Origin of the sequence: Kineococcus xinjiangensis (assembly GCF_002934625.1) — a bacterium.
GTDB classification, from domain to species: Bacteria; Actinomycetota; Actinomycetes; order Actinomycetales; family Kineococcaceae; genus Kineococcus_A; species Kineococcus_A xinjiangensis.
The window spans coordinates 40581-56755 of the sequence record NZ_PTJD01000011.1; the positions used below are offsets into that span (position 1 = coordinate 40581).

Sequence of the window (16175 nt, forward strand, 5' to 3'; positions counted from 1 at the left end):
GGATCATGCCCCAGCGTGCGCCGCACCGGCAGCGGGCGCGTGCGGCGCGCCCACGCCCGGCCCCCGCCACGTCAGCAGCAGCACGCACACGTCGTCGTGCCCGCGCTCGTCGCGCAGCAGCTCGTCCGTCAGCGCGCGCACCGACGCGGCCTCCGTGCCGCGCCCCAGCCGGGCGGCGGCCGCCTCGAGCAGCTCCAGACCCACGTCGATGCCGCGCTCGCGCCGCTCCACGAGCCCGTCGGTGCACAGCAGCACCCGGTCGCCCGGCTCCAGCCGCACCTGCGCCTCGACCCGCTCCCCGTGCCGGGCGAACGCCCCCAGCGGCGTGGAGCGCCCCTCCCACAGCAGCCGCACCGGCCCCCGCGCGGGCAGCAGCAGCGGGGGCAGGTGGCCCGCGCAGGCGTAGCGCAGCAGCCCCGTCGCCAGGTCCAGCTCGGCGTAGGCGACCGTGGACATCGCCGCCGCCTCCACCTGCTCCACGAACCGGTCCAGCCGCGCCAGCAGCCGTCCCGGTCCCGTCCCGCCCCCCGCCACCGCCCGCACCGCGCTGCGCAGCTGCCCCATCGCCGCGGCCGCACCCAGCCCGCGCCCCACGACGTCCCCGACGACCACCGCCAGCACGCCCGGCTCGCCGCCGGGGAGGAAGACGTCGTAGAAGTCGCCCCCCACCTCCAGCGCCTCCACGCCCGGCCGGTACGCCGTGGCGACGGCGTAGCGCGGGTCGTCGGGCGGGTCGACCCGCAGCAGGGAGCGCTGCAGCTCGTGGGCGACGAGGGCGCTGTGCTCGTGCAGGCGCGCCCGCTCCAGGGCGAGACCCCCCTGCCCGCCGGCGGCCGCGAGGACCTCCGCGTCGAGGGGCTCCGCCGCCGGACCGGACCTCGGGAGCAGCGAGAGGACCCCCTCCAGGGCGGTGTGCCCCCGCAGCGGCACGACGATCCGGCCCCCGCCCGAGCGGACCGCCCCGCCGCCACCGGGCAGCAGCTCCCCGCCCGGTCCACGGCCGAGCAGCTCCGCGGCCGGCTCCGGACAGTCGCCGGGCGCCTCCCCGGTGCTGCCGCGGGCGCGCAGACCGCCGTGGCCGTCCGCGACCCACACCGTGCCGGCGGCGGCTCCCGCAGCGGCCACGGCGGTGCCCAGCAGCGCCCCGGCGACGCCGTCCACCCCCACCGCGACCGACAGGGCCGCGCTCACCCGCTGCAGGGCCCGCACCCGCGCCGCGGAGCGCTCGGCCGCGGACCGGGCGGCGAGCAGCTCCCGCTCGTAGCGGACCCGCTCGCGGGCGCTGACGAGGGCGGCGTGCACGACCTCCAGCGGCGCGCCCGGCGCGGGCGCGGCCACGGCCGTGAGCAGCACCGGCAGCCGCCCGCCCGGGACCCGCAGCTCCAGCGCCACCTCCTCCACCCGCCGCTCCACGTGCAGCAGGGGCGACAGGTGCGTCTCCCAGTAGATGCGCCCGCCCGCCGTGAGCAGGTCGCTGAGGGCGGCGCGGCCCACCAGGTCCGCCGGGGCCCGCCCCAGCCAGCGCAGGGCGGTGGCGTTGGCGGCGACGACGGTCCCGTCCGCGCTCAGCGTCAGCAGCGCGCAGGGCGCCGCGTCCCAGCTCCCCCGCGCCGCGGCGGTCATGTCCGGGCGGGATCGCCGGCGGGCAGCGCGAGCACCGGGGAGGCGAGGTAGCGGCGGATCACCTCGACCAGCTCTCCCGGGGCGGACAGGACGGGGACGTGGCCCACGGCGTCCAGCACCACCAGCTCACTGCCGGGGAGGTGCTCGTGCACATAGCGGCCCACGGCCGGGGGTGCGACGGCGTCGACCCTGCTCTGCACCACCAGCGCGGGCGTCCGCACCCGCCGCAGGTCCGCGCGGTTGTCCCCGAGGAAGGTGGCCCGGGCGAAGCAGCGGGCCACGTCGGGGTCGGTGCGGCAGAAGCTGCCCGTCAGCTCGTCGCCCAGCTCGGGCCGGTCGGGGGTGCCCATGATGAACGGCGCGGTGCTGCGGGCCCAGCCGAGGTAGTTGCCGTCCATGGTCTCCAGCAGCTCCTCGACCTCCTCCCGGCTGAACCCGCCCGTGTAGCCGCGCTCGTCGACGTAGCGGGGGCTGGGGCCGACGAGGACGAGGCGCTGCACGAGGTCGGGGCGCTGCGCGGCGACGAGCACGGCGATCATCGCGCTGACGGAGTGGCCGACGAGCACGGCGGCGCCGAGGTCGAGGGCGTCCAGCACCTCGACGAGGTCCTCGGCGTAGCCCTCGACGCGGCTGTGGCGGACGGGGTCGTGGGCGGCGAGGTCGGAGCCGCCGGAGCCGACGTGGTCGAGCAGGACGACGCGGTGGGTGCTCTCGAAGGCGGGGGCGACGTGGCGCCAGACCCCCTGGTCGCAGCCGAAGCCGTGGAGCAGCGCCATCGGCGGCGCCCCCGGGGTCCCCCGCAGCGCGACGTTGTTCCGGCGCAGCACCCGCTCCCGGTCCATGGAGCCACCGTAAGTGCACGATCGATCACTGCCAACGGGCCCCCTCCTCCGGCTTCGCCCCCGGAGAGGACCTCTTCCGGGGGCGAAAGCGGGGAAAGGCGGGGAAAGCCGGGCGGCTTCAGCCGTGCAGGGCGGGCACCCAGCGCGGGCCGGTGTGCGCGGAGCGCCCCAGCAGCGCCAGCGCCGCCGGCAGCAGCAGCCCCCGCACCACCGTCGCGTCCAGCAGCACCGCGGCCGCCAGCCCCACCCCCAGCTGCTTCATGCCGAGGTCCGACATCGTGCCGAACACCGCGAACACCGCCACCATGACGACCGCGGCGCTCGTGACCACCCCGGCGGTGCGGGCCACCCCCGCGGCCACCGCCTCGCGGGCCGTGCGCCCGGCGGCGAACTCCTCGCGGACCCGGGCGACGACGAGGACGTGGTAGTCCATCGACAGCCCGAACAGCACCACCAGCATCAGCACCGGCAGCCAGCTCACCACCGCACCCGTCGACGTGAACCCGAGCAGGCCCTCCGCCCACTCCCCGCCGAAGACGACGGTGACGATGCCGAACGCCGCCAGGCAGCTGCCCGCGTTGAGGACGAGCGTCGCCAGCGCCAGCGCCGGGGACCCGAAGGACAGCAGCACCACCGCGAACGTCAGCACCAGGACGAACGCCGCCACCCACGGCAGCCGCTCCGACATCCACGCGGACAGGTCGGTGCCCTCCGCAACGCCCCCGACGGCCACCGTCGCCCCCGCGGGCAGCTCCCCGCGCAGCCGCGGGACGAGCCGCTCGCGCACCTCGGCGACCGCCTCGGCCGCCTCCTCGCCGCCCGGTGCCCCCGCCAGCGGCAGGGCCAGGACGTGGACCCGCCCGTCGACGGCCGAGCGCAGGCTGGGCGGCGTGCCCTCCGCGAAGCGCAGGCCGAGGCCGGCGGCGCCGGCGCGGGCCTCGGCGTCGGCCCGCTCCAGGGCCGCCACGGCCCGGTCCGCCCCCGCGGCGGTGGACGTCACGACGACGTCGACGGTGGCGCCGGAGTCGGGGAAGGCCGCGGTGAGCCGATCCAGCGCCTGCACGCTCTCGAAGTGCTCCGGCAGGGCCTCCGCCCCGGGCAGCGCCGTCTGCATCCCGAACGCCGGCACCGCCAGGCCCACGACCAGCGCCCCGCCGCCGAGCAGCGCCACGACCGGGCGGCGGGCGGCGACACCGGCGACGCGGCCCCACGCCGAGCGCTCCGGGTCCGCGCCGCGCGCACCCCGGCGCAGGCGGGGCAGGCGCAGCGCCTCCACCCGGTCGCCGAGGACCGCCATCAGCGCCGGCAACAGCGTCGCCGAGGCCAGCACAGCGACCGCCACGACGAGCACCGCGCCGAGCGCCAGGGACGTGTAGAGGCCGCCCGCGACGAGCATCCCCGCCATGGACACGACGACGGTGGCGCCGGAGACGACGACCGCCCGGCCCGACGTGCGGGCGGCCAGCAGGATCCCGTCGCGCACGGAGGCGCCCTCGGCACGCGCGGCGCGGGCCCGGCGCAGCACGAACAGTGCGTAGTCGACACCGACGGCGAGGCCGATGAGCAGCGTCAGGCTCGCCGCCTCGGGCGCCACGGGGCGCACGCCCGACACCAGCGCGGTCAGGCCGAGGGCGACGACGACGGAGACGAGGCCGAGGACGACGGGGACCAGTGCGGAGACGAACGATCGGAACGCCAGCAGCAGCACGAGCAGCGTCAGCGGGATGCTCAGCAGCTCCGCGCGGTGCAGCTCGGCGGTGACCTGCTCACCCACCTCGCGGTCGATGGAGCCGGGGCCGACCTGGCCGACCTCCAGCTCGGGGTGGGCCGCGGCGAGGTCCGCGGTCCGCTCCAGCGCGCCGGCCACGTCCTCCTGCGCGGACTCCCCGACGGGGGTGTCCAGCAGCAGCGGCACGGCGTAGGTGCGCCCGTCCGCGGACAGCGTCCCCTCCCCGACGCCCGTGACGTGCGGGGCGCCGCGGTAGGCGTCCACGGCCTCCGCGTGCAGCCGCTCCAGCGTCGCGGGGTCCATCGCGTGCTGCGCGGTCAGCACCAGCGTCTCCTGCTGCGGCCGGCCGAAGTCGGCCCCCTCGAGGGCGGCGGCGGCCGCGCGGGAGTCGCCGACCAGCTCGTCCACGGGATCAGTGGTCGTGGTCCCCCGGCCGATGAGGAGCACGGCGGCGGCGACCAGCAGCACCCAGCCGAGCAGCACCCACCAGCGGCGCTCGATGCTGAACCGGGCCGCTCCACCGCCCCGGGGCGGGACCGGGGGCAGCGGTGGGCCGGCGGCGGGGCGCGCGCGGGGAACGGTCGGGGCGGGGCGCTGGGGCGCGGACTGCGAGGGCACGGGAACCTCCGGCTGGGCGGGCGTCGCGGGGACGCCTGGAACCCTCCCGCCCGTGGTGGTGCCGGGTCGCTGGTGCGCGCACCCGTCCCGGGGTGGGGCCAGCCCCACCCTCCCGCCCGGGAAGGGACCTCCCGGCGGGGTCGAGGGCTACCCCTCGTCGGCCAGCACGGCCTCGGACAGGTGCCAGCGGCGCAGCAGCCGGTCGTACGTGCCCCGCTCGTCGAGCTCGGCGAGCGCGTCGGTCAGCAGATCCCTGAACCGGAAGTCGGAGGGCGGCACGGCGACGCCGAAGACGACGGGCAGCTCCGGTGCGGTGTCCATGACGCGGTAGTGGCTGCGGGTGCGGGGGTTGGTCATCAGGTGCGCCGCCTGCGCGTGGTCGGTGACCAGCGCGTCGGCCTGGCGGGTGCGCAGCTGCAGCAGGGCGTCGGCGTTGGAGGGGAACTCCTCGACGCGGATCCCCTGCTCGCCGCAGTCCAGCGCCGCCTCGCGCAGGACGTCCACCTGCGCGGTGTCCCGCTCCACGGCGACGACGAAGCCGCACAGGTCGTCGAGGTCGGTGACGCCCACGATGGTGTGCCGCTGGACCAGCAGCGACGTGGGCGTGGCGAGGAACGGGACCACGTCGGCGTGCAGGCCGGCCGCCGCCGGGGCGCCGGCGGTGGTGAGCGCGACGTCGAAGCGGGGGATCCCCGTGCCCCCGGAGTCCCCCTCCCCCATCCGCTCCGGCAGCCCGGCCAGGACCTGCCGGGGCGGGACCACGACGAGCTCGAAGCGCACCCCCATCAGGCGCCCGAGCTCGGCGAGCAGGTCGGGCGCGAAGCCGACGACCCGGCGCCCGTCGGCGTCGAAGGAGCTCAGGGGCCGGTGCGAGGCGTCCGTGGCGACGCGCACGACGCCGCGCTCCAGCACGTCCGGGGGCAGCCGCTCGTGGAGGGCGGGGTCCACGGCGGTCGCGGGGGGCGCACTCTGCACCGCCCCGCACGCCGGCACGAGCACCGCCAGCGCCGCGGCGAGCGCCAGGGCCGCGCCGGCGCGCCGTGTCGCACGCACCTTCCTCACACCCTCGCCGGGCGCGGGGCGGGCACGGGACCGCCGCCGGGCGCGCCACCCGCCTCGGGCGGGTTGCCCGGGATGGCTCCGTAGATCACGACACCGCCGTTGGCGCCGTGCTTGCCCTTGTACATCGCGGCGTCCGCGTGGCGCAGCAGCTCCTCCATGGAGTCGCCGTGGTCCGGGTGCAGCGCGCCGCCGAACGTGGTCTGCACGGGCAGGACGTGCTCGTCGATCGAGGTGTCCTCGTTCACCGCGCACCGGACGGAGGTGAGCAGCTCGTGCGCCTCGGCGATGGTGGCGACCCCGGGCAGCAGCACGGCGAACTCGTCACCGCCGAGACGGGCGACGGTGTCGTCGGTGCGCACCGCGCCGGACAGGCGCTGGGCGATGACCTGCAGCAGCACGTCGCCGGCGTGGTGGCCGAGGGTGTCGTTGACGGACTTGAAGTGGTCGACGTCGATCAGGGTGACGAGGCCGGGCTGGCCCTTGCGCAGGTCGCGCTCCACGGCGGCGCGGAAGGCGGCGCGGTTGGGCAGGCCGGTGAGGCTGTCGTGCAGGGCCTGGTGCTCCTGCCGGCGGGCGAAGCGGCGCAGCTGCCGGGTGGAGGACCAGGAGATCAGCGCCAGCACGAGGTAGAGGACGCCGAGCGCCGCACCCAGGCCCCAGTACAGCCGCCGGGTGTCCTCGCGCAGCTGCGCCTCGATGCTCTCGTAGGGCAGGAAGACCTCCAGCACCCCGACGGCCTGGTTGTCGGCGTCGGGGGTGATGGGCTGCAGGACCCGGATGACGTTCACCTCGGGGGCGTAGGGGTCGGGCACGATGGCGGCGCCGACCGTGCCGCCGGCCGCCGCCTCCACGTCGGCGTCGCGATTGACGAGCTTCCCGTCCGTGTTGCTGATCCCGTCGTCGGCGAAGACCACCCGCCCGCCGAAGGTGCGCAGCCGCAGGTGCAGGACGGAGTCGTGGAAGACCGCGAGGTCGGTGGCGGCGCGCAGCCGCTGCTGGGCGGCCGGGGAGATGCCGCTGGCGATGCTGGCCCCCTCGCCCCGCAGGGCCGGCGCGACCGCCACCTCCTCGATGACGGCCGCCTGGGCGCGCCCGAGCTGCAGGCCCTGCTGCACGGCCTGCTGCTGGTACGTGTGCACCTGGACCGCACCGAGGCCGAGGATCGGCACCAGGCTCGCCGCTGCGTAGATCGCGAACAGGCGGGCCCCGGCACCTCCGCTGCGGCGCGACGGTCTCATGCACAGGTCATCGGGTGCCGCCGCTTCGGGCTTGAACGGTCTGCTCGAACGGTTCAGCACCGCCGGCCGCGCCCGCGCGGGGGTGGGGACAACCCCACCCGGGGGACGGGTGCCCGCACTGCTCCGCCGGCGGCTCCCGCGGACCTACTGTCGGTGGCGTGAGCACCCCCGCACTCCTCCCCGGCCCCTGGCGGCCCCTGCCGGCCCGGCTGTGGCTCGACGGCTGGTGGGCCGTCTGCCACCTGGCCCTGACGGTGCTGCTGCTGGGCTGGTACGTGACGCTCTTCGTCCTGCTGGTGCTGGGCACCGCCCTGACGCCGGTGTTCCTGACGGGGGTGCCGCTGCTGCTGCTGGCGCGGGTGGGCATCCGGGCGTCGCAGTGGGTGGAGCGCTGGCGGCAGGAGGCGCTGCTCGGCGAGGCGATGCCCGCCCAGCCGGTGCGGGTGTCGCCGGATGCGAGGCCGTGGTGGCGGCGGTGGCTGCTGGACGCTCAGCCGTGGCGCACCGGGCTGCACCTGCTGCTCGTGTCGACGTACGGGGCGGTGGCGGCGGGGGTGGTCGTCGGCCTGACCGGCGCCGCGCTGGGCGCCCTGGCCGCGCCGCTGGCGGCGGGCGGGGACCTGGCCTGGCCGTTCGTGCAGCCGGCGCTGCCGATGCCCGTGCCCGTGCCGGTCGTCGTGGTGGCCGCGGTGCTCCTGCTGCTCCTGGTGCCGCTGCTGGCCCGCGCGCTCGTCGTGCCGGAGACCGCCGCGGCGCGGGCGCTGCTGGGCCCGACCCGCAGCGCGCGGGAGGCCGTCCTGGAGCGGCGGGTGGAGTCGCTGACGGTGACGCGGGAGCGGGCCGTGGACTCGGTGGAGGCGGAGCGCCGCCGCATCGAGCGGGACCTGCACGACGGCCCGCAGCAGCGGCTGGTGGCGCTGGCGATGCAGCTGGGGATGGCGCAGCGGGCGCTGGAGCGCGACCCGGCCGCCGCGCAGCGACTGCTCGACAAGGCCCACGGCACCGCCAAGGAGGCGATCTCGGACATGCGGTTCGTGGCCCGCGGGATCCATCCGCCCGTCCTCACCGACCGGGGCCTCGACGCGGCGCTGTCGGCACTGGCGGCGAGTTCGGCGGTGCCGGTGCGGGTGGACGTCGACCTGGACCCGGCGCGCGACGGGCGGCCCTCGGCGACGTCGGAGGCCATCGCCTACTTCTGCGTCTCCGAGGCGCTGACGAACGTCGCCAAGCATGCCGGCGCGACCCGCGCCCACGTGGAGGTCCGCCGCGACGGGGACCTCCTGGTGCTGCGGGTCAGCGACGACGGCGTGGGCGGGGCGTGCCCGTCGGAGGTGCCCGTGCCGGCCGGAGTGTCGGGCTCGGGCCTGCGGGGGCTGGCGGACCGGGTGGCCTCCGTCGACGGCTGGATCCACCTGGACAGCCCGGTGGGCGGCCCGACGGTCCTCACGGCGGGCCTGCCGTGGGACCGGCGGGACGGATCCGGGTCGAGGGGCGGTGCGCGGTGAGCGGTTCCGGGAGCGCGGCGGGTGCCGCGCCGCTGCGGGTGGTGCTGGCGGAGGACTCCGTCCTGCTGCGGGAGGGGCTGGTGAGCCTGCTCACCGCGGAGGGCGTCGAGGTCGTGGCGGCCGTGGACCGTGCGGAGGACGTGCTGCGCGCGGTCGCGGAGCACTCCCCCGACCTGGCGGTGCTGGACGTGCGGATGCCACCGACGTTCACCGACGAGGGGATCCGCGCGGCCCTGGTGGTGCGGGAGCAGCACCCGGGCACGGCGGTCCTCGTGCTCTCGCAGTACGTGGAGGAGCGCTACGCCACGGACCTCGTCGCGGGACGCGCGACGGGCGTGGGCTACCTGCTGAAGGACCGCGTCGCCGACGTCGACCAGTTCGTCCGCACCCTGCACCACGTCGCGGCCGGCGGGACGGCCGTGGACCCGGAGGTCGTGGCGCAGCTGCTGTCGCGGGTGCGCCGCGACGACCCCCTGGGCCGGTTGACCCCGCGGGAGCTGGAGGTCCTGCAGCTCATGGCGGAGGGTCGCTCGAACTCCGCGGTGGCGGCGCACCTGTTCGTGACGGACAAGGCCGTGGAGAAGCACGTCTCCAGCATCTTCGCGAAGCTCGACCTGCCCCCCGCGGGCGAGGACCACCGCCGCGTCCTCGCCGTCCTGCGCTACCTCGGCACCGCCGCGCACGGCGGGGCGAACCCCTGGAGGAACCCGTGAGCACGGACACCGGCCGGATCGGCACGCAGGGCGCGTTCGCCGTGCCCGTGGAGGAGCTGCCCCCGCCGCGGCCGCGACGGGGCGGCCGGGCCGTCGCGGCGGTGCTCGGCGCGGTGGTGGTGGGCGGGGTGGCGCTGTCCGCCTTCGGGACCATGGCGAGCACGAGCAGCACGACGACGCGGGAGTTCCCCGGCGCGGTGACGTCCCTGGTGGTCGTCACGGACACGGGGGAGGTGCGGGTGCGCGAGGTGCCCGGGCGCTCGGGGGCGCAGGTCGTGACGACGCTGAGCGGGTACCGCTCGGGTCCGTCGGCGGACGCCGGGCTGACGTCGGGGACGCTGTCCCTGACGGGGGGCTGCGAGGGCTCCGCGTGGCCGTTCCCGTGCTCGGTGTCGTTCGACGTGGAGGTCCCGCCGGGGACGGACGTGGACGTGGCGTCGCACACCGGGGACGTGGACCTGGCGGGGACGTTCCCCGAGGTGCGGGCGGCCCTGAGGACGGGGGACCTGGTGTGGCGCGACGCCGCCGGGGAGTCCGTGGAGGGCCGGACCTCCACGGGCGACGTGGAGGTCCACGGCGCGGTGGGTGAGGTGCTGCTGGCGACGTCCACGGGGGCCGTGCGGGCGGAGCTGACGGAGGCGCCGCGCTCGGTGGCGGTGGAGTCGAGCACCGGGGACGTGACGGTCGTCGTGCCCCGGGACGGCGCGCGGTACGACGCGAGCACGACGACGAGCACCGGGGACTCCACCGTGCAGGTGCCCGTCGACTCCACCTCGGACCGGCGGCTGCGGGCCGAGACGAGCACGGGCGACGTCGTCCTCCGGCACCCCTGACCCCGCCCCGCCCGAACTCCCCCGGAAAGGACCCTTTCCGGGGTCCAGCCCACCCCGGCGACCCCGGAAAGGGTCCTTTCCGGAGACGGGACAGGCCGGGCCGGGCGTCAGGCGTCCGGGGCGGGCGCCTCGTGCAGGTACGCCAGGTTCGGGTGGGCGCTGGCGCGGTCCGGCGGCGGCAGGTACGGCGCCGAGGTGGTGTCGACCGCCCGGCGCAGCTCCTCCCGGGTGCACTCCACAGGTCCGGCCGCCCACACGTGCTTCAGCCAGAACGGCGTGAGGGCGAACAGCGGCATCCCCAGCAGCAGGGCCGCGCCGAGGCCGGACCAGGCCGAGGCCCACGCGAGGAACACCACGTGCGGCAGCACGCTGAGGACGAGCTTGCCGCGCCAGCCGAACGTCGTGACGGTGGGCCGGGTGCGGCTGGTGCGGCGCACGGCGGACCACTCCACGGAGTCGCTGACGTAGTGCCGGCTCCGGCTCGGCTCGACGTACGGGCGCTCCGCGGCCCCGGCGCTGTCCACGGGAGGGGCTTCGACCGCCGGCGCGTGCGGGTGGACCCCGACCCACCCGCACGGCGCAACGGGGCTCAACCGCCCGGGTGCAGCTCCGCCGGGTGCAGCTCCGCCACGACCACGCCCTCGTCCCGGCCCGCCCGCACCACCGGGCGCCCCCGCGGGTCCCACACACCGCTGCCCCCGCACCCCGTCCACTCCCCCGCCGGCCCGGCGTGGTTCGACAGCAGCGCGTAGACGCCGTTGTCGCGGGCGCGGGCGGGGAACCGGTCGCGGACCTCCCGCTCGCCGCCGCCGACGCCGAACAGCCCGCCGACGAGGTAGGCGTGCGCACCCCGCACCGCGGCGGCGCGGGCGTGTGCGGCGACGCCGGAGTCGGCGCAGATGCCGAGGCCGAGGCGCCAGCCGTCCAGCTCGAAGGTCCCCGGGGCGGTCCCGGGGGTGAACACCGCCTCCTCGCCGGGGTGCAGGTGCTGCTTGTCGTAGCGGGTGAGGAGCTCCCCGCCCGCCGAGACGACCAGCGCGGACAGGAGCACGGTGGCCCCCTCCCGCACGGCGGCGCCCACGACGGCGGTGGTGGCGGTGGCGGCGCAGGCCCGCACGAGCGGTTCCAGCCGGGGGTCGGCCAGCGGCGCGGCCGCGTCCAGGGCGAGGTGCTGCGGGTCGGCGGCGACGAGGGCGGGCTCGTACCCGGGCAGGAACAGCTCGGGCAGGACCACCAGGCGCGCGCCTGCGGCGGCGGCCTCCCGCACGAGCCGGGCCGCAGCGGCGGCGTTGGCGGCGAGGTCCCCGGGCACCGAGCAGCCCTGCGCGGCGGCGACCCGCAGCGTCGGGACCGGACGGGCGCTCTGCTGCACGAGGCACCCTCCCACGGCCGCGGCCCGCCCGGCAGCGGGTGGGGTCAGCGCTTCCGCGCGAACCGCAGGACCTGCCCGGGGCGGGCCTGCGCCGCGCGGTCGACGTCGGCGTCGAGCACGACCGCGATCACGGGGTAGCCGCCGGTCAGCGGGTGGTCGGCGAGGAACAGCGCCGGGGATCCGTCGGCCGCCACCTGCAGCGCTCCCCGCACGACGCCCTCGCTGGGCAGCTCCTCGGTGCGGCTGCGGCGCAGGACGGGACCGGCCAGCCGCATCCCCACGCGGTCGCTGCGCGCGGTCACCGTCCACGCCGCGGTCAGCAGCTCCCGCAGCGCCGCGGGGACGAACCAGTCGTCGCGGGGGCCGGGCAGCACCCGCAGGCGCACCTCGCCCGCGGCGGGGGCGACGGCGACCGCGTCCACCTGCGGCCAGTGCGCGGGGGCCGTGCCCACCGGGAGCACCTGCCCGGCGGCGATCGGGGGCGGCCCCAGCCCGGAGAGGACGTCGGTGGAGCGGCTGCCGAGCACGGGCCGCACGTCCACGCCGCCGCGCACGCCGACGTAGCTGCGCAGCCCGGCCTCGGGGAGGCCGACCTCCAGCTCCTCGCCGTCGCGCAGGTGCAGCACCTCCCCCGCCCAGGCGTCGCGCCCGGCGCAGCGCAGCGGGCCCGCCGCGCCGGTGACGGCCACGGCCACCGCCCCCCGGGCCCGCAGGCGCAGCCCGCCGAGGGTCGCCTCCAGCGCCGCGGCGCGCGGGTCGTTGCCGAGGAGCCGGTTGACCAGCAGCAGCGCACCCCGGTCGGCGGCGCCCGAGGGACCCACCCCCATGTCGGCCAGCCCGGGCCGGCCGGTGTCCTGGACGCTGGTGAACGGGCCGGCCGCCAGCACCTCCAGCGCCCTCGTCACGGGGCCGCCGTCCCGGCGTCGGTGAAGCGCACCCGCGTCCCCGGCCGCAGCAGGGCGGGCGGGTCGCGGTCGGGGTCGAAGAGGACGGCGTCGCAGGTGCCGATGAGCTGCCAGCCGCCGGGGGAGGTCCGGGGGTAGACGCCGCTGAACTCCCCGGCCAGCGCGACGGAGCCCGCCGGGACGCGGGTGCGCGGGGAGGACCGGCGGGGCACGTGGAGGCGGGGGTCGCCCCCGGTGAGGTAGCCGAAGCCGGGCGCGAAGCCCGTGAAGGCGGTGGTCCAGGTGGAGGCGGTGTGGGCGGCCACCACCCCCGCGGCGCCGAGGCCGGTCAGCTCCCCGACCTCCGCGAGGTCCTCGCCGTCGTAGACCACGCGCAGCTCCACCGCCGGGGCGGGGGCGGGAGCGGCGGCGGCGCCGGTGGGAGCGGCCCGCCCCGCCAGCAGGCCGGCGAGCGCGGCGAGGTCGGCGCCGGGTGCCGTGCGCACGAGCACGGTCCGGGCGGCGGGGACGACGTCGACGACGCCCGGGGGTGGCGCGGCGGCCAGGTCGGCGTGCAGGGCGAGGGCGGCGGGCAGGGAGCCGAGCTCCACGAGCAGGGCGGCGTCCCCGCAGGGCAGCACCCGCGGCGCGTCCGGAGGGCACCGGGGGGACGTCACCCGCCGAGCCTGCCATCGCGCCCCCCGAATGCGAAGGACCCCCTGCGCCGTCCCCGGGACGGGGGCGGCGCAGGGGGTCCTCGGCGTGGAGGGGCCGGGCTCAGCCCAGCTGGGGCGGGGCGGGCGGCACGGGCGGGAAGGCCGCCTCCCAGGGGCGCATGAGGCGCTCCCGCGACTCCCCGCCGAGCAGGTCCGCGACCACCTCCGCGTGCAGGGCGCCGCTGACGACGTTCCAGACCCCGCTGGCCCCGTCGCCGGCGTCGAGCCCACCGGCGCGGAAGGCCCGCACGGCGAGCATCTGCGCCTCGGCGGCGGTGCGGACCCGGTCCGAGAGGTGCACCGCCCAGGAGGCGTCGTGGACCGCGGAGGCCCACTCGCCACCGCTGGCGCGCACCGCCTGCGCGGCCGCCCGCAGGCAGGCGCGGTCCTCCGCGTCCATCGCCGCGAGGCGCTCCAGCAGCTCCACGGCACCCGCCTGGGCGTGGCCGAGGGCGGAGGGCCGGCGCGAGAGGGGCGGGAGGTCCTTGACTGCGGTGAGGTACGGCGCGACGAGGGTGCGCCGCAGGTCCGCGGGCAGCCACTGGCCGAGGTAGGCCGAGACCGCGGCGTCGGCCAGCACCTCGCCGGCGTGGGAGGCCACCTCGGTGCGCAGCCCCACGCCACCGTCGTGCTGGGTCCAGGTCCAGTCGAGGATGTCGTGGTGGACGAGGCGCACCAGCGCGTCGGCGTCGGCGACGGTGCTCGCCTGCAGCACCCGCACGACGCCGGACTCCACCCGCGGGCCCGTCACCGCGTCGTCGAAGTCCCCCTCGACGAGGCCGTTGGCGACCTGGGAGAGGACCTCGTCCATGCGCGGCACCGTCTCGGTGATCTCCCGGACCCGGTCCCAGGCGCGCTCGCGGGCGGGCCCGTCGTGCCGGGCGGCGAGGACCTCGAGGTCCCGCGGGGAGCAGGCGAGCGCGTGGAGCAGGACCCCGGCCACGGCGTCCCCGCAGGGCAGCCGGACCAGGTCGAAGCCCAGGACGGGGGAACTCACCAACGAGTAGTGCATGACAGTGCCTCCAGGATCGGCCGTGGCTCCACGATGGCACTGCGTGAGTGTGATGCCTACGCGCGGTCACGCGAACGGGCGCAGGACGTCCGGCGGACGGACCTGCCGCCCGCCCTCCCGGGAGGCGGGGGATCGCGCGGGCGACAGCCCTCACCTGCAGTGACACACTCTGAGCACACGGCGTGGGTGTGGTCACCGTCTCCCCCCGGGAGCCCGGCGACCCCGTGTCAGCAGCGCGCACCCGTAGCGGTCCGTCCGTCCAGGGGACCGCCACTCGGGCTGGGGGGGGCGTCGGTGCACGAGGACTGCGGCAGGGACGACGGCGACGCAGCCTCCACGCACGCGATCCTCACGGGTGCCCTCGACGGCGTCGCGGCGTGCAGCGCCGACGGGCGCATCACGGAGTTCAACCCCGTCGCGCAGAGCATGTACGGCTGGGGGCGGGAGGAGGCCCTCGGCCGCGACCTGGTCGAGCTGCTGATGCCCGCCGCCGACCGCGACGCCAAGCGGCGGGCCATCGGCGCCCACCTCGCGGGCGAGGACAGCGGGCTGGTCGGCCACCGCGTCGACGTGCTGGGCCTGCGCCGCAGCGGGGAGCTGTTCCCCCTGGAGCTGTCGGTGATCGACCTGGGCCGGGACCCCGGCCGCTTCGTGATCTTCATGCGGGACGTCTCGGAGCGCCACCGCGCGGAGCAGCGCCTGCGGGAGCTCGCGGAGCTGGACGGGCTCACCGGGCTGGCCAACCGGGCGACGTTCACCGGGGCGCTGGCCGTGGCCTGCTCCGCGGAGGAGCGCGGCAGCGTGATGCTGCTGGACCTGGACTCCTTCAAGCTCGTCAACGACACCCTCGGGCACCGCGCCGGCGACGAGTGCCTGCACCACGTCGCGGACGTGCTGCGGTCGCGGACCCGGCAGGGCGACCTGGTGGCGCGCGTGGGTGGCGACGAGTTCGCGGTCCTGCTGCCCACCATCCCCCCGGCGGCCGCCCGCAGGATCGGGCAGGACCTGCTGAGGCTGCTGCGGGAGCGCCCCCTCGTCCTCGGCTCCCGGCCGGTGCGGGTCTCGGCGAGCATCGGCATCGCGGCGCTCTCGCCCGGCGAGCCCCCCGAGGAGGTCCTGCACCGCGCCGACGCCGCCATGTACCAGGCGAAGCAGGCGGGGCGGGACCGGGTGGCGGTCTTCAGCGACGTGGCCGGTGCCGCGCGGATCACCTCCGCCCACGCCGGGCAGGCGCAACGGCTGCGCAACGTCCTGGCCGACGACGGCCTCGTCCTGTGGGCGCAGCCCATCGTCGAGGCCCGCACGGGGGCGGTGCGCTGCGTGGAGCTGCTGGCCCGCCTGGCCGACGGCGGGGGCGGGGTGCTGATGCCGGCCGCCTTCCTGCCCGCCGCGGAGCGCTTCGACCTGGTGCAGCGCCTCGACGCGCAGGTCGTGACCGCGGCGGCCGCCCTGCTGCGCCGCGCCGACGCCGCGGGGGTCGCCGCTCCCCTGCTGCACGTGAACCTCTCCGGCCGCTCCCTGTCCGACGACGGGGTGCTGGAGACCATCGAGGAGCAGCTCGGGAACGTGGACGCAGCGCACTTCGTCTTCGAGGTGACGGAGACGGCGGCGGTGACGCAGCTGGACACGGCGGTCCGCTTCGCCCGCCGGCTGGCCGCGATGGGCTGCGGGCTGGCGCTGGACGACTTCGGCGCCGGCTACGCCTCCTTCACCTACCTCAAGCACCTGCCCGTGCAGCTGGTGAAGATCGACGGGGAGTTCGTGCGGGGGATCCTCACCGACCGCCTCGACCGGGCGGTGGTGCGGGCGGCGGTCTCCGTGGCGATGGACATGGGCTACCTGACCGTGGCGGAGTACGTGGAGAACGCGGAACTGCTGGCGGAGGTGCGCGGCTTCGAGGTCGACCTCGTGCAGGGCTTCCACCTCGGCCGCCCGCAGCGCGCGGAGGTGGTGCTGGGGTTGGAGCCGGCGTAGGCGGCCGGGCCCCGCGGGCCCGCGGTGGTGGGTGGCCCTCCCCGTGCCCCGGAG

General features: G+C 77.4%; 14 protein-coding genes. 4 read left to right on the forward strand and 10 right to left on the reverse strand.

Going from position 1 to position 16175, the window contains the following annotated elements; all coding sequences use genetic code 11:
* Positions 1-3: 3 nt before the first annotated feature.
* The 5 genes from CLV92_RS14905 to CLV92_RS14925 form a co-directional block, all read right to left on the reverse strand.
* Positions 4-1623 (reverse strand): SpoIIE family protein phosphatase, encoded by a 1620-nt coding sequence (locus tag CLV92_RS14905; protein WP_104433957.1) that lies wholly within the window; start codon positions 1621-1623, stop codon positions 4-6.
* On the reverse strand, positions 1620-2465 hold the full coding sequence (locus tag CLV92_RS14910; protein WP_170112764.1) for an alpha/beta fold hydrolase: 846 nt from the start codon (positions 2463-2465) through the stop codon (positions 1620-1622). Before CLV92_RS14910 ends, CLV92_RS14905 begins: the two co-directional genes overlap by 4 nt.
* Before the next feature lie 118 nt (positions 2466-2583).
* Positions 2584-4812 (reverse strand): MMPL family transporter, encoded by a 2229-nt coding sequence (locus CLV92_RS14915; protein WP_104433959.1) that lies wholly within the window; start codon positions 4810-4812, stop codon positions 2584-2586.
* Between the two features lie 147 nt (positions 4813-4959).
* On the reverse strand, positions 4960-5865 hold the full coding sequence (locus tag CLV92_RS14920; protein ID WP_104433961.1) for a substrate-binding periplasmic protein: 906 nt from the start codon (positions 5863-5865) through the stop codon (positions 4960-4962).
* A gap of 5 nt (positions 5866-5870) precedes the next feature.
* Entirely contained in the window at positions 5871-7112 is a 1242-nt protein-coding gene (locus CLV92_RS14925) for a GGDEF domain-containing protein (RefSeq protein WP_104433963.1), read from the reverse strand.
* A gap of 158 nt (positions 7113-7270) precedes the next feature.
* On the opposite strand from CLV92_RS14925, the gene CLV92_RS21995 reads away from it, so the two are divergent.
* The 3 genes from CLV92_RS21995 to CLV92_RS14940 are packed head-to-tail and all read left to right on the forward strand — an operon-like array spanning position 7271 to position 10163.
* Positions 7271-8617, forward strand: coding sequence for a sensor histidine kinase (locus CLV92_RS21995; protein ID WP_104433965.1), 1347 nt, complete (start codon positions 7271-7273; stop codon positions 8615-8617).
* Positions 8618-8649: 32 nt separating this feature from the next.
* Entirely contained in the window at positions 8650-9330 is a 681-nt protein-coding gene (locus CLV92_RS14935; protein WP_104434135.1) for a response regulator, read from the forward strand.
* Positions 9327-10163, forward strand: coding sequence for a DUF4097 family beta strand repeat-containing protein (locus CLV92_RS14940; RefSeq protein ID WP_104433967.1), 837 nt, complete (start codon positions 9327-9329; stop codon positions 10161-10163). Before CLV92_RS14935 ends, CLV92_RS14940 begins: the two co-directional genes overlap by 4 nt.
* Before the next feature lie 107 nt (positions 10164-10270).
* Here the strand turns inward: CLV92_RS14940 and CLV92_RS14945 are convergent, their stop codons facing one another.
* From CLV92_RS14945 to CLV92_RS14965, 5 genes are all read right to left on the reverse strand, one after another.
* The gene (locus tag CLV92_RS14945) at positions 10271-10687 is read right to left on the reverse strand and encodes a hypothetical protein (protein WP_104433969.1); all 417 of its coding nucleotides are present in this window, start codon (positions 10685-10687) and stop codon (positions 10271-10273) included.
* A 65-nt stretch (positions 10688-10752) separates the two neighbouring features.
* Positions 10753-11535 (reverse strand): carbon-nitrogen hydrolase family protein, encoded by a 783-nt coding sequence (locus CLV92_RS14950; RefSeq protein ID WP_158257265.1) that lies wholly within the window; start codon positions 11533-11535, stop codon positions 10753-10755.
* Between the two features lie 44 nt (positions 11536-11579).
* Entirely contained in the window at positions 11580-12440 is an 861-nt protein-coding gene (locus CLV92_RS14955) for a 5-oxoprolinase subunit C family protein (RefSeq protein WP_104433973.1), read from the reverse strand.
* Positions 12437-13096 (reverse strand): 5-oxoprolinase subunit B family protein, encoded by a 660-nt coding sequence (locus tag CLV92_RS14960; protein WP_104433975.1) that lies wholly within the window; start codon positions 13094-13096, stop codon positions 12437-12439. Before CLV92_RS14960 ends, CLV92_RS14955 begins: the two co-directional genes overlap by 4 nt.
* A 100-nt stretch (positions 13097-13196) precedes the next feature.
* Entirely contained in the window at positions 13197-14132 is a 936-nt protein-coding gene (locus CLV92_RS14965) for a hypothetical protein (protein WP_146099564.1), read from the reverse strand.
* Positions 14133-14441: 309 nt separating this feature from the next.
* Between CLV92_RS14965 and CLV92_RS14970 the strand changes: the two genes are divergently transcribed.
* Entirely contained in the window at positions 14442-16121 is a 1680-nt protein-coding gene (locus tag CLV92_RS14970; RefSeq protein ID WP_158257266.1) for a putative bifunctional diguanylate cyclase/phosphodiesterase, read from the forward strand.
* Positions 16122-16175 lie beyond the last annotated feature (54 nt).